General features: G+C 68.4%; 11 protein-coding genes and 1 pseudogene. 7 read left to right on the forward strand and 5 right to left on the reverse strand.

Translation table 11 applies throughout. The features are described from left to right. Positions 1 to 114: 114 nt before the first annotated feature. Complete coding sequence (locus tag WJ35_RS03340) at positions 115 to 1,305, forward strand: NAD(P)H-dependent flavin oxidoreductase (RefSeq protein ID WP_010095554.1); 1,191 nt, start codon at positions 115 to 117, stop codon at positions 1,303 to 1,305. 66 nt (positions 1,306 to 1,371) lie between these two features. Next, positions 1,372 to 2,013, forward strand: a complete 642-nt coding sequence (locus WJ35_RS03345) for an OmpW/AlkL family protein (protein WP_029226818.1) — start codon at positions 1,372 to 1,374, stop codon at positions 2,011 to 2,013. A 220-nt stretch (positions 2,014 to 2,233) separates the two neighbouring features. Here WJ35_RS03345 and WJ35_RS03350 read toward each other — a convergent pair whose 3' ends face one another. Next, positions 2,234 to 2,437 (reverse strand): DUF1289 domain-containing protein, encoded by a 204-nt coding sequence (locus tag WJ35_RS03350; protein ID WP_010095552.1) that lies wholly within the window; start codon positions 2,435 to 2,437, stop codon positions 2,234 to 2,236. Between the two features lie 512 nt (positions 2,438 to 2,949). Here WJ35_RS03350 and WJ35_RS03355 point away from each other — a divergent pair. From WJ35_RS03355 to WJ35_RS03370, 4 genes are all read left to right on the forward strand, one after another. Then, on the forward strand, positions 2,950 to 4,044 hold the full coding sequence (locus WJ35_RS03355; RefSeq protein ID WP_010095551.1) for a polyamine ABC transporter substrate-binding protein: 1,095 nt from the start codon (positions 2,950 to 2,952) through the stop codon (positions 4,042 to 4,044). Between the two features lie 102 nt (positions 4,045 to 4,146). Continuing rightward, complete coding sequence (locus tag WJ35_RS03360; RefSeq protein WP_059592462.1) at positions 4,147 to 5,307, forward strand: ABC transporter ATP-binding protein; 1,161 nt, start codon at positions 4,147 to 4,149, stop codon at positions 5,305 to 5,307. Continuing rightward, positions 5,304 to 6,233: an ABC transporter permease subunit gene (locus WJ35_RS03365; RefSeq protein ID WP_060234394.1), complete on the forward strand. Its 930-nt coding sequence runs from the start codon at positions 5,304 to 5,306 to the stop codon at positions 6,231 to 6,233. Before WJ35_RS03360 ends, WJ35_RS03365 begins: the two co-directional genes overlap by 4 nt. Continuing rightward, on the forward strand, positions 6,230 to 7,051 hold the full coding sequence (locus WJ35_RS03370) for an ABC transporter permease subunit (RefSeq protein ID WP_069238731.1): 822 nt from the start codon (positions 6,230 to 6,232) through the stop codon (positions 7,049 to 7,051). The genes WJ35_RS03365 and WJ35_RS03370 overlap by 4 nt, the downstream gene beginning before the upstream one ends. 107 nt (positions 7,052 to 7,158) lie before the next feature. Here WJ35_RS03370 and WJ35_RS03375 read toward each other — a convergent pair whose 3' ends face one another. The 3 genes and pseudogenes from WJ35_RS03375 to WJ35_RS03385 all read right to left on the reverse strand — a co-directional run bounded on the left by WJ35_RS03375 (position 7,159) and on the right by WJ35_RS03385 (position 10,575). Beyond that, positions 7,159 to 7,965, reverse strand: coding sequence for a sulfite exporter TauE/SafE family protein (locus WJ35_RS03375; RefSeq protein ID WP_069238732.1), 807 nt, complete (start codon positions 7,963 to 7,965; stop codon positions 7,159 to 7,161). Positions 7,966 to 7,987: 22 nt separating this feature from the next. Further along, positions 7,988 to 9,671 (reverse strand): annotated as a pseudogene (locus WJ35_RS03380) (TIGR01244 family sulfur transferase). Positions 9,672 to 9,708: 37 nt separating this feature from the next. Further along, positions 9,709 to 10,575: an MBL fold metallo-hydrolase gene (locus WJ35_RS03385; RefSeq protein WP_415858254.1), complete on the reverse strand. Its 867-nt coding sequence runs from the start codon at positions 10,573 to 10,575 to the stop codon at positions 9,709 to 9,711. A 351-nt stretch (positions 10,576 to 10,926) separates the two neighbouring features. Between WJ35_RS03385 and WJ35_RS03390 the strand changes: the two genes are divergently transcribed. After that, entirely contained in the window at positions 10,927 to 12,210 is a 1,284-nt protein-coding gene (locus tag WJ35_RS03390) for a sigma-54 interaction domain-containing protein (RefSeq protein WP_420480904.1), read from the forward strand. 42 nt (positions 12,211 to 12,252) lie between these two features. On the opposite strand, the gene WJ35_RS03395 is transcribed toward WJ35_RS03390, so the two are convergent. Beyond that, complete coding sequence (locus WJ35_RS03395; protein WP_069238734.1) at positions 12,253 to 13,284, reverse strand: MerR family transcriptional regulator; 1,032 nt, start codon at positions 13,282 to 13,284, stop codon at positions 12,253 to 12,255. Positions 13,285 to 13,358 lie beyond the last annotated feature (74 nt).

Raw genomic sequence — 13,358 nt, forward strand, 5'->3', positions numbered from 1 at the left:
GCGATTTCTGAAAACGGCACGCACCGCGCGTGCCGTTTTTTCTTGACGCGGCTCAAGGTGCGCGTCGGCGGACGCGCCGATCATCGCATTTCCCGATGTTCGACGAGGTACCCGATGTCCGCACGCACTTCCTTCCCGCCGCTCGTGATTCGCGGCCGTTCGCTGCTGCCGATCGTGCAAGGCGGCATGGGCGTCGGCGTGTCCGCGCATCGCCTCGCCGGCAGCGTCGCGCGCGAAGGCGCGCTCGGCACGATCGCGAGCATCGACCTGCGGCATCACCATGCGGACCTGCTCGCGCGCTGCCGCGCGCAACCGGACCGCGCCACGCTCGAGGCCGCGAATCTCGAGGCGCTCGCGCGCGAGATCCGGCTCGCGAAAACCTATGGCGAAGGGCGCGGAATGATCGCCGTCAACGTGATGAAGGCGGTCCGCGCGCATGCGGACTACGTGCGCGTCGCTTGCGACGAAGGCGCGGACGCGATCGTGATGGGCGCGGGCCTGCCGCTCGACCTGCCGGACCTGACGCACGGCCGCGACATCGCGCTGGTTCCGATCCTGTCGGACAGCCGCGGCATCGCGCTCGTGCTGAAGAAGTGGATGAAGAAGGGCCGGCTGCCGGATGCGATCGTGATCGAGCATCCCGCGCACGCGGGCGGCCATCTCGGCGTCACGCAGCTCGACGACATGCACGACGCGCGCTTCGATTTCGCGCGCGTGCTCGACGAGACCACGCAGGTGATCGCGTCGCTCGGCCTCGAGCGCGAGCGCATTCCGCTGATCGTCGCCGGCGGGATCAACAGCCACGACGCGGTGCGCGACGCGCTGGCCGCCGGCGCGAACGGCGTGCAGATCGGCACGCCGTTCGCAGTCACCGCGGAAGGCGACGCCCATCCGAATTTCAAGCGCGTGCTCGCCGACGCGCGCCCCGACGACATCGTCGAGTTCGTCAGCGTGACGGGCCTGCCGGCGCGCGCGGTGAAGACGCCGTGGCTCGAGCGCTACCTGCGCAACGAGGCGCGCATACGCGAGAAGCTCGGCGCGCTGAAGCTGCGCTGCCCGGCCGCGCTCGAATGCCTGAGCGTGTGCGGGCTGCGCGACGGCATCGAGAAGTTCGGGCACTTCTGCATCGATACGCGCCTCGCGGCCGCGTTGCGCGGCGACGTCGCGAACGGGCTGTTCTTCCGCGGCCGCGAAGCGCTGCCGTTCGGCCGTGCGATCCGCAGCGTGCGCGATCTGCTCGACCTGCTGCTCACGGGCAGCGCGGACGAGCCTGCGACAAACCGTCCAGCGTTTACGCTGGCTTGACGAACATCAAAACACACCCAAGACCCTGCCGGCAGAATGGATTCCGTTCTTTGGGGGTCCATACAGATGCATAAAACGATTCAAAAATTTGTTATCGCCGCGGCATGCGCCGCGGGTCTTGCAGCGATGCCGGCGGTGTCGCACGCAGCATCGCAGGGCGACGGCATTTACCAGGGCGATTTTCTGGCCCGCCTGCGCGCGATCAGCATTCAGCCGAACGAGCGCGGCAGCGACACGCTGGGCGCGATCAACGTCGGCGTGAAGAACGCGATCGTGCCGGAGCTCGATTTCACGTACATGATCCGCGACTACCTGGGCGTCGAGCTGATTCTCGGCACGTCGCGGCACCAGATGACGTCGAACCTCGGCAACCTCGGCGGCGTGAACGTGCTGCCGCCGACGCTGCTGCTGCAGTACCACTTCAACCATGCCGGCAAGGTGCGTCCGTATGTCGGCGCGGGCCTGAACTACACGTACTTCTACAACAACGGGCTCAACGTCGGCGGGCAGGGCGTGTCGATCGAAAAGAGCAGCTTCGGCCCGGCGCTGCAGTTCGGCGTCGACGTGCAGGTGACGAAGAAGGTGTTCGTCAACGTCGACGTGAAGAAGATCTGGATGAGCACCGACGCGACGCTCGGCGACAAGCCGATCGGCACGCTGCACATCGATCCGCTGATCGTCGGCGTGGGCGTCGGGATGAAGTTCTAAGCGAGCAGAGCAACAAACTGAGTTGGGGTTGGCGGCATGGCAGTCGGCATGCCGCTCTTTTTTTATGCAGCGCCGTTGCGGGTGGAGCCAGAGCACGCAGCGCGCGGCGGCAAGCGGGACGCGTGCATCGCGCGGCCGAAAGACGCTGGCACCGCGACGGACCGGCATCGGCGTTGCCGTTCACGGGCCGCGCGAGCGGTACGTATCGACGCGCGTCGTCTTACAGCTTGTCGTACTGGAAGCGCATCGCGGTGCCCTCGCGCGAAATGCGCTCCCACACCGCGCGCTTTTCGTCGTCGCTCAGGAACACCCAGTTCGAGACCTCGGCGGCCGTGCGGCCGCAGCCCTTGCAGACTTCGTCGAAGAGGGTCGAGCAGACGCCGATGCAGGGGCTGTCGGGCAGGTCGTGAAGATTGGAGGCCATCGGAAGGGTTCGCGCGGTGGAGTCGACGGGGCGTCATTTTAATGCATCGGCATGGCTCGACCCGGGCGGGCCGCCATCCGGGCGCACGGCGCATCGCCGGACTGCGCGGCCGACCGACCGGGCGCCGATCCACACCGGCCGTCCGGCACGCTACGCCATGCGACGACGTGACCCACTGAGCATCTCCGCACCCGCGACCCGATCGCAACCTTGGCGCCCCTGCGCGCGCCGCGTACACGACCCGCATCCCGATTCGCCGCCGCCTTGTTTTCCCGATGGACAGACGCCGATTACCCGATAGAATTCCCCCGGAAATGCGTGGCTGCGCGCGCCGCCCGACGGGCCGGCGGCGGCAATGTGTTCCGTTTGCGCGACACCGGCACGATTTTTTTGTGACGGGCGGCGAATAATGGTAGCTTTCGGGGTTTTCGAGGGACGGCACGGATTTTCACGCGCCGTCATGGCGAGGCAGACGACAGCCGGACACGCGTCCGGACGGACGGGAGAACGGGATGAAAGCAAAGGTGGCGGGCCGGTTCGCAGCGCTAGCGCTGTGCGTGGGCGCATCGGCGGCAGCGGCGAAGGATACGCAGCTCAATGTCTACAACTGGTCGGACTACATTGCGAAGGACACGATCCCGAACTTCGAGAAGCAGACCGGCGTCAAGGTCCGCTACGACAACTACGACAGCGACGACACGCTGCAGGCGAAGCTGCTGACCGGCAGCTCGGGCTACGACATCGTCGTGCCGACCAGCAACTACGCGGGCAAGCAGATCGCGGCCGGCATCTTCACGCCGCTCGACAAGTCGAAGCTGCCGAACCTCAAGCATCTCGATCCGCAACTGATGGCGCTCGTCGCGGGCGCGGACCCGGGCAACAAGTTCGCGGTGCCCTGGGCATACGGCACGACCGGCCTCGGGTACAACGTGAACAAGGCCCAGCAGATCCTCGGCAAGGTGCCGCTCGACAACTGGGACATCCTGTTCAAGCCGGAAAACATCTCGAAGCTGAAGGCGTGCGGCGTGTCGGTGCTCGACGCGCCCGACCAGATGTTCGCGGCGACGCTGCACTACATCGGCAAGGATCCGATGAGCACGAACCCGGCCGACTACCAGGCCGCGATGCAGGTGCTGAAGAAGATCCGCCCGTACATCACGCAGTTCAACTCGTCGGGCTACATCAACGACCTGGTCGGCGGCGACCTGTGCTTCGCGTTCGGCTGGTCGGGCGACGTCGTGATCGCGAAGCATCGCGCGATGGAAGCGAAGAAGCCGTACAAGGTCGAATACTACATCCCGAAGGGCGGCGCGCCGGTCTGGTTCGACGTGATGGCGATCCCGAAGGATGCGAAGAACAAGGAAGCTGCGCTGCAGTGGATCAACTACATCGAGGACCCGAAGGTTCACGCGGCGATCACGAACGCGGTGTACTACCCGAGCGCGAACGCCGAGGCGCGCAAGTACGTGCGGCCTGACGTCGCGAACGATCCGGCCGTCTACCCGCCGGCCGACGTCGTGAAGACGCTGTTCCTGCTCAAGCCGCTGCCGCCGGAGATCCAGCGTCTGCAGACGCGTCTGTGGACCGAGCTGAAATCGGGACGCTGACGCAAAGCAAAGCGAGCCGGAGTCGCATCGCACATGCAGTCATGAAGCCCCTGGTGCCCCCGGGGGCTTTGTTCGTCAAACGCAGGAGAGAAGCAGCACATCATGAATAGCCAGTCGAGTGCGCCGGTTGCGAGCGCGCCGTCCTTCGTTTCCTCGTCCGGCGCCGGTTCGCGCGCCGAAAACTTTGTCCAGATCATCGACGTCGTCAAGAAATTCGGCGAGACCGAAGCGGTGCGCAGCGTCAACCTGACGGTGCGCAAAGGCGAGCTGTTCGCGCTGCTCGGCAGCTCGGGCTGCGGCAAGTCGACGCTGTTGCGGATGCTCGCCGGCCTCGAGACGGTCACGTCGGGCAAGATCCTGATCGACGGCGAGGACCTCGCGCAGATGCCGCCGTACAAGCGGCCCGTGAACATGATGTTCCAGTCGTATGCGCTGTTCCCGCACATGACGGTCGAGGCGAACGTCGCGTTCGGCCTGAAGCAGGAAGGCGTGCCGAAGGCCGAGCTGAAGGAGCGCGTGCATGCGGCGCTCGAGCTCGTGCAGATGGGCAAGTTCGCGAAGCGCAAGCCGCACCAGCTGTCGGGCGGCCAGCAGCAGCGCGTCGCGCTCGCGCGCTCGCTCGTCAAGCGCCCGAAGCTGCTGCTGCTCGACGAGCCGATGTCGGCGCTCGACAAGCAGATCCGCCAGCGCACGCAGATCGAGCTCGTCAACATCCTCAACAAGGTCGGCGTCACCTGCATCATGGTCACGCACGACCAGGAAGAGGCGATGACGATGGCGAACCGGCTCGCGGTGATGAGCGAAGGCCAGATCGTCCAGATCGGCTCGCCGAACGAAGTCTACGAGTATCCGAACACGCGTTTCTCGGCCGAGTTCATCGGCTCGACCAACCTGTTCGACGGCGTCACCGTCGAGGACGAGCCCGACCACGTGTTCATCGAGTCGCCGGGCCTGCCGTGCCGGCTGTACGTGAACCACGGCATCACCGGCCCGCTCGGCATGCCGGTCTCGGTGTCGGTGCGCCCCGAGCGCATCGCGCTGACGCGCAAGCCGCCCGAAGGCGCGTTCAACTGGGCGCACGGCCGGATCTCGAACGTCGCGTACATGGGCGGGTATTCGCTGTATCACGTGAAGCTCGACGGCGGCAAGACCGTGATCGCGAACGTGTCGAGCCTCGCGATCTCGGAGCTCGAGACGCCGTCGCTCGGCGACGAGATCTACGTGCGCTGGAGCGCATCGGCGGGCGTGGTGCTGACCTCATGACCGCGTTCAAGTCCCTGCTCAACTGGCCGGTGAGGCGCTTCAACCTGACCGGCCGCACCGCGGTCGTCGCCGGCCCGTTCACGTGGCTCGTGCTGTTCTTCCTCGTGCCGTTCGTGCTGGTCGTCAAGATCAGCTTCGCGGAGCTGCAGCTCGGCATCCCGCCGTACTCGGAGCTCGCGACGTACGCCGACGGCGTCGTGCACATCGCGCTGAACTTGTCGCACTACGCGTTCCTGCTGACCGACAGCCTGTACTTCGCGACCTACGTGAACTCGGTGCTGGTGGCCGCGATCACGACGCTGCTGTGCCTGCTGATCGGCTATCCGATGGCGTACTACATCGCGCGCTCGAATCCGGCCACTCGCAACATCCTGATGATGGGCGTGATGCTGCCGTTCTGGACGTCGTTCCTGATCCGCGTGTATGCGTGGATCGGCATCCTGAAGAACAACGGCCTCCTGAACAACTTCCTGATGGCGATCGGCGTGATCCATACGCCGATCGAGCTGTACCGCACGAACTACGCGGTCTACATCGGGATGGTGTACTCGTACCTGCCGTTCCTCGTGATGCCGCTCTATGCGCACCTCGTGAAGATGGACCTGCGCCTACTCGAAGCCGCGTACGACCTCGGCGCCAAGCCGTGGAAGGCGTTCGTGCAGATCACGCTGCCGCTGTCGAAGAACGGGATCATCGCGGGCTGCCTGCTGGTGTTCATCCCGGCGGTCGGCGAATACGTGATTCCGGAATTGCTCGGCGGCGCGAATACGCTGATGATCGGCCGCGTGATGTGGAACGAGTTCTTCAACAACGCCGACTGGCCGATGGCTTCCGCGGTCACCTGCGCGATGGTGCTGCTGCTGCTCGTGCCGATGGCGATGTTCCAGCGTTTCCAGGCGAAAGAGCAGGAGGGCCGCCGTCAATGAAGCCGAATCGTATCCTGCAGTTCGCGGTGCTCCTTGCCGGTTTTGCGTTCCTGTACATCCCGATCGTCAGCCTGATCGTCTATTCGTTCAACGAGTCGAAGCTCGTCACGGTATGGTCCGGCTTTTCGTTCCGCTGGTACTCGGCGCTCGTCGACGACGACGAGCTGCTGACCGCCGCGTGGCTGTCGCTGAAGATCGGCCTCATGACCGCGACCGCGTCGGTCGTGATCGGCACATGGGCCGGTTTCGTGCTCGCGCGGATGGGGCGCTTTCGCGGCTTCGCGCTGTTCAGCGGAATGATCAATGCGCCGCTCGTGATTCCGGAAGTGATCCAGGGGATCTCGCTGCTGCTGCTGTTCATCGAGCTCGGCAAGTGGATCGGCTGGCCGGCCGAGCGCGGCATCTTCACGATCTGGCTCGGCCACGTGATGCTGTGCATCTCGTACGTCGCGATCATCGTGCAGTCGCGCGTGCGCGAGCTGGACCCGTCGCTCGAGGAGGCTGCGCTCGATCTCGGCGCGACGCCGCTCAAGGTGTTCTTCGCGGTCACGCTGCCGCTGATCTCGCAGGCGCTGATCGCCGGCTGGCTGCTGTCGTTCACGCTGTCGATCGACGACCTCGTGCTGTCGGCGTTCCTGTCGGGCCCCGGCTCGACGACGCTGCCGCTCGTCGTGTTCTCGCGCGTGCGGCTCGGCCTGAATCCGGAGATGAATGCGCTCGCGACGCTGCTCATCTTCGCGGTGACGGCCGGCGTCGTGATCGCGAACTTCGTGATGCTGCGCCAGCAACGCAAGCGGATGGCGGGCTTCGCGGCCTGAGCGCCGCTTGACGCGCCGGTTGCCGCGCAACCGGCAACAACAAAACGCCCGGCACCGACGACGAGTCGGGCCGGGCGTTTTTGTCGCCAGCGCAGGCTGCGCGCGGCTTATGCGCTGAACGCGGCCTTCGCGAGCAGGCCGAGCGCCACGCACACGAGCACGATCGCGAAGCCGGCCTGCACGTGGCGCGCGGACAGGTGCCGCGAGGCGGCGCGCCCGACTACCATGCCGAGCGCCGTCGCGACGGTGAACCACAGCGTCACGTCGAGCGGCGCGTGCGTGCCGGCGGCGAGCGTCGCGAACACGCCGCCCGTGCCGACCAGTGCGATCACCATCAGCGATGTCGCGACGATCCCGTGCATCGATACGTCGGTGAACTTGCGCAGCATCGGCACGATCACGAAGCCGCCGCCGACGCCGAGCAGGCCCGTCATGAGGCCGGTCACCGCGCCGGTCGACGCGAGCGCGACACCGGCCGGCCACGACCAGACGAGCCGGCCGGTGTCGGGGTTCACGCGGCCGACGCACAGCGGCGAAGCCTGCACGGCGCCGCCAGGCGTGCGCAGCGCCTGCCGCAGCAGCCGGCCGGCGACGACCAGCATCGTCGCCGCGAACAGCGCGAGCAGCACGCGTTGCGGCAGCACGTGCGCGAGCCGCACGCCGAGTGTCGTGAGCGGCACGCCGGCCGCGGCCATCAGGAACGCCGCGCGATAGCGCACGAGGCCGTGGCGAAAGCCTTCGAGCGCGCCGAGCGCGGCGCTGCCGGCCACCGCGACGAGCGCGACCGGGGTCGCCTGCTGCATCGGCCAGCCCATCCCGACGACGAGCGCGGGCACGGCGAGAATGCCGCCGCCCGCGCCCGTGAGCCCGAGCACGGCGCCGACGATGCCGCCCAGCACGAGAGAGATCAGCATGATGTCATCCGGTCGGGCGCGATCAGTCGGCGATGGTCGGCTTCGCGAGCCATTCGCGGCCCTTGAGCATCGCCTTCCAGTAGAGCGGCGGCAGCAGCCGCTCCTTCAGCAGCCACGCGAGCCGCGACGGACGCCGCCCGTCGATCAGCCACGCGGGGAAGGTCGGCGCGACCTTGCCGCCGTACAGGAATTCGGCGAGCACGATCCGGCCGCGCTCGACGGTCAGCGGGCACGAGCCATAGCCGTCGTAGGCCGCGTCGCCCCGCGCCTTCCTTGCCGAGCGCCGCGAGCACGTTGTGCGCGACGACGGGCGCCTGCTTGCGCGCGGCGGCGGCGGTTTTCGCGTTGGTCGTGTTGGTCGCGTCGCCGAGCGCGAACACGTCCGGAAAGCGCTTGTGTCGCAGTGTCGCCGGATCGACGTCGATCCAGCCGGCCGGGTCGGCGAGCGGGCTCGCGCGCACGAAATCGGGCGCGGTCTGCGGCGGCACGACGTGGATCATGTCGAACTCGCGCTCGACGGTTTCCGCGCCGCCGTCGGGCAGCGTGCGCCGGAACGTCGCGCGGCGCGCGGGCCCGTCGATCGCGACGAGGTTGTGGCCGAACGACAGCCCGATGTCGTAGCGCTTCACGTATTCCATCAGCGCGGGCACGTAGTCGGCGACGCCGAACAGCGCGGCGCCCGCATTGCAGAACTCGACGTTCGCCGCGCCGAGCCGGCCCGAGCGCAGCCAGTGGTCGCACGCGAGATACATCGCCTTCTGCGGCGCGCCCGCGCACTTGATCGGCATCGGCGGCTGCGTGAACAGCGCGAGGCCGCCCTGGAATTCGCGGACGAGTTGCCACGTGTACGGCGCGAGATCGTAGCGGTAGTTCGACGTGACGCCGTTGCGGCCGAGCGTGTCGGCGAGGCCGTCGATCGCGTGCCAGTCGAGCTTGAGGCCGGGGCAGACGACGAGCTGCCGGTAGCCGATCCGCCGGCAGCCGTCGAGCACGACCGCATGCGCGTCCGGCTCGAAGCCGGCCACGGCCGCCTGGATCCAGCGCACGCCGCGCGGCAGCACGGCGGACATCCGGCGCGCGGTCGTCTCCGGCCGGAACACGCCCGCGCCGACCATCGTCCAGCCGGGCTGGTAGTAATGAACGTCGGCCGGATCGATCACGACGATGTCGAGCGACCGGTCGCGCGCGAGCAGGCTCGATGCGACCGCGAGGCCGGCCGCGCCCGCGCCGACGATCACGATGTCGTGGCTGGCGTCGACGGCCTGCGCCGCGCGCTGGCCGCGCGCCGCGACGCGCGGCGCGATGCCGGCCAGGTCGTAGCCGGCCGCGGCGGCCGTCGCGACGATGTCGTCCAGCGGCCGCAGGCCCGCCTGCGACAGCGCCCACAGCGTCGCCGAGCGCGTGCCGGTGCGGCAGTATGCGAGCACCGGCGCATGCAGTGACTCATTCAGCGACGCGATGAGCGCGCCGAAGCGCGCGGCCTGATCGTCGGTGACCTTGCCGGAATCGACCGGCAGGTCGTGCACGGCGATGCCGAGCGGCGCGGCGGCCGCGCGAATCTCGGCGACGGTCGGCTGGTCCGGTCCTTCGCCGTCCGGGCGGTTGCAGACGATCGCACGGAAGCCCGCGGCGGAGAGCGCGGGCAGGTCGGCCGCCGTGATCTGGGGCGAGACCGACAGCGTGTCGGTCAGCTTGCGGATGTTCATCAGTTGTGGGTCCTTCGGTTGGGGCGGCGGCGGGGCGTCAGATCGCGTCGAGCGGGATCTTCAGGTAGCGCACGCCGTTGTCTTCGGGTTCGGGCAGGTGGCCCGCGCGCATGTTGACCTGCACCGACGGCAGCATCAGCACCGGCATGTCGAGCGTCGCGTCGCGCGCGGTGCGCATCGCGGCGAAGTCGTCCTCGGTCACGCCGTCGCGCACGTGCACGTTCGCGCGCCGCTGCTCGGCGACGGTGCTCACGTACTGCACGTCGCGGCCGCCGGGCGGGTAGTCGTGGCACATGTAGAGGCGCGTGTCGGCGGGCAGGCCGAGCACGCGCGCGATCGACCGGTACAGCGTGCGCGCGTCGCCGCCGGGGAAGTCGCAGCGCGCGGTGCCGTAGTCGGGCATGAACAGCGTGTCGCCGACGAACGCGGCGCGTTGCGCGCCGTCGTCGACGCAGTAGGTCATGCACGCGGGCGTGTGGCCGGGCGTGTGCAGCGCGCGGATCGACAATGCGCCGAGCGGCAGCACGTCGCCGTCGTCGAGCAGCCGGTCGAACTGGCTGCCGTCGCTCGCGAAGCCGGCGCCCGCATTGAACAGCCGGCCGAACACATGCTGCACGCGCCGCACCTGCGCGCCGATTGCGATCGCGCCGCCGACGCGCGCCTTCAGGTACGGCGCCGCCGACAGGTGGTCGGCGTGCACGTGCGTCTCCAGCAGCCAGCGCACCGTCGCGCCGAGCTCGCCGACGCGCGCAAGCAGCCGGTCGGCGCTGGCGGTGCGCGTGCGCCCCGACTTCGGGTCGTAGTCGAGCACGCTGTCGATCAGCGCGCATTCGCGGCTCGTCGTATCGAGCAGCAGGTAACTGATGGTGCTGGTCGCCGGGTCGAAGAAGCCTTCGACCGACATGACGGGCAGGTTGCTCACGGGATCGTCCTCATTCAGGTTCTGCAATCGGCGTTCGGTAGTACAAAAACCGTGCCAGGCGACCGTGACGCGCCCGGGAACGCACCAGGGGCTTGATTCGGTTCGGGTTTTTACCGGCAGGCACGCGGCGGGCGGCGCTGCGCGCAACCGGCCGGCGCACGCATGCTGCCAGTTCCGGCAGTGTCGTGGCAGAATTGGCAGTCCGCATGACAGACCCCGCCGAACCCGACCATGAGCCAGCACGACGTCATCCCGATCGTTCCCGCCCAGCCGCGCGGCGCCGCGCCCGACGTGGGCGCGCTCGTCTCCTACCTGGAACACGATCCGCAGCCGATGATCGTGGTCGACCCCGACTACCGGATCCTTGCGGCGAACGGCGCGTACCGGCGGCAGTTCGGCGTCGCGGGCGTCGAGCACGTGGGCCGGCATTGCTACCGCGTGTCGCATCACTACGACGTGCCGTGCGACCAGGCGGGCGAGCACTGCCCGATGAAGCAGGCGCTCGAGTCGCGCGGCGCCGACCGCGTGCTGCATATCCATCACACGCCGCGCGGCCCCGAGCACGTCGACGTCGAGCTGCGCCCGATCTTCGATGCGGCGGGCGACGTGATCGCGTACGTCGAGCGGCTGACGACGCTGAAGAGCGCGTCCGCGCAGCCGAGCGCGCAAGGGCTCGTCGGCGGCTCGGACGCGTTCAACGCGGCGCTCGGCGCGCTGCAGCGCGTCGCGCCGTCGCTGCTGCCGGTGCTGCTGCTCGGCGAGTCGGGCACCGGCAAGGAACTGTTCGCGCGGGCGCTGCACGAGGCGAGCGCGCGGGCGATGGGGCCGTTCGTCGTGGTCGATTGCTCGGGGATCGCCGAGACGCTGTTCGAAAGCGAGCTGTTCGGCTACGAGAAGGGTGCGTTTACGGGCGCGGCGGCGCGCAAGCCTGGCCTCGTCGAAACCGCGCAGGGCGGCACGCTGTTTCTCGACGAGATCGGCGACGTGCCGTTGCCGATGCAGGTGAAGCTGCTGCGGCTGATCGAGTCGGGCACGTTCCGGCGCGTCGGCGGCGTCGAGACGCTGCGCGCGGATTTCCGGCTGGTCGCCGCCACCCACAAGCCGCTGCGCGCGATGATCGACGACGGCCGGTTCCGGCAGGATCTCTATTACCGGATCAACGCGTTTCCGATCCACCTGCCGGCGTTGCGCGAGCGGCACGGCGACGTCGCGCTGCTGGCCGCGTCGATCCTGCGGCGGATCGCGAACGCGCGCGCCGGCGCGGGCGACGCGCTCGCCGCGCCGCACACGCTGACCGACGCCGCGCGCGCGTGCCTCGACGCCTATGCATGGCCCGGCAACATCCGCGAATTGCGCAACGTGCTCGAACGCGCATGCCTGTTCGCGGACGACGGCACGATCCGCGTCGAGCACCTGCCTGCCGAACTCGTCGCGGCGTCGGCATTGCCGCACGACGCGCAGCGTGCGGCCAGCCCGCCGAGCGACGCGGAACTGCTGCGGATCGCGAGCGGATTCGTCGGGACGCGCAAGGCGCTGGCCGAGCGCGCGGGGCTGAGCGAGCGCACGCTGTACCGCCGGCTGAAGGCGCTGGGGCTCGGCGCGCGCGGCGACGATTGACGGTGCCGCGTCGCGCGGCCGTCGCGCTGCCGCCGCCGTCGTTCAATGCCGGGCCGTCTGCAACTGCGCCATCGCCTGCCGCATGAAGCCGAGCAGCGTCTCGTCGGCCCACGCGTCCTTCGTCAGCGCCGGCTCGTTCATCATCGCGTGGCGGAATTTCGCGTGCGTGGCCGGATCGTCGCCCGCATAGCTGCGGAACAGGTCGAGCCAGCGCCGCGCGAGCGCGCGGGCCTCGGGCGAATCGGGCCGCGCGCCCGCGTCGATCGCGTCGCGCACGTCGGCCATCAGCTGCGGCCATTCCATCGCACGCTCGCCGTAATGCGCGCGCATGAAGCGGATCTCGTCCGGCGCGAGGTACTTCTCGAAGATCCGCATCTTCGTTTCGGCCACCGCGCGCAGCACGTAGTCGCGCAACGCGGTCGAAATGCCGATCTGCGCCTGCAGCGACGGCTCGCGTTCGTGCATCAGGTTCAGCTTCGCCAGCAGGCGCGGGTCGTTGTTCGTGTCGCGCACGAGCAGCGTCATCCAGCGGTCGGCGAGCGCGCGCACGCGCTCGTCCTCGGGCGGCACGCCCGCGTCGTATAGCGCGCGCACGTCGGCGACGAGCGCGATCCATTCCGCGTCGCCGGTCTGGCTCTTGCGGTACATCGGCATGCGCGCGAGTTCTTCCTCGGAGAAATATTTGTCGTACACGGTCATCAACTCCAGTGTGGTGAGCCAATCGGCCAGTTCCGGCTCCGTGCCTTCGGCGAGCTGCGCGTGCAGGCGCACGAGCCGCTCGCGCAACTGCGCGCTCTGTTCGATCTGACGGTCGAGCAGCGTGATCTGCTTCGCGACGAGGTCGACGAGCGGGGCGCCGGGCTGGTTCAGGTAGTCGCCGATTTCGGCGAGCGACAGTCCGAAGCGACGCAGGGCCTGGATCTGGTGGAGCCGGGCGATGTCGTCGCGGTCGTACAGCCGGTAGCCGTTGTCGGCGCGCGCCGAAGGCGTCAGCAGACCGATCGCGTGATAGTGATGAAGCGTGCGGACGGTCAGCCCGCTGCGTTTCGCCAGTTCTCCCACTTTCAGTCGCATTCGTTCCTCCGTTTGGTGCGCACCCTGGAGTCTCGAACGTTACGCTACGTGAGGGTCAAGCGGAAGAGTGGGCG

The organism is Burkholderia ubonensis, from assembly GCF_001718695.1.
Classification (GTDB): domain Bacteria; phylum Pseudomonadota; class Gammaproteobacteria; order Burkholderiales; family Burkholderiaceae; genus Burkholderia; species Burkholderia ubonensis_B.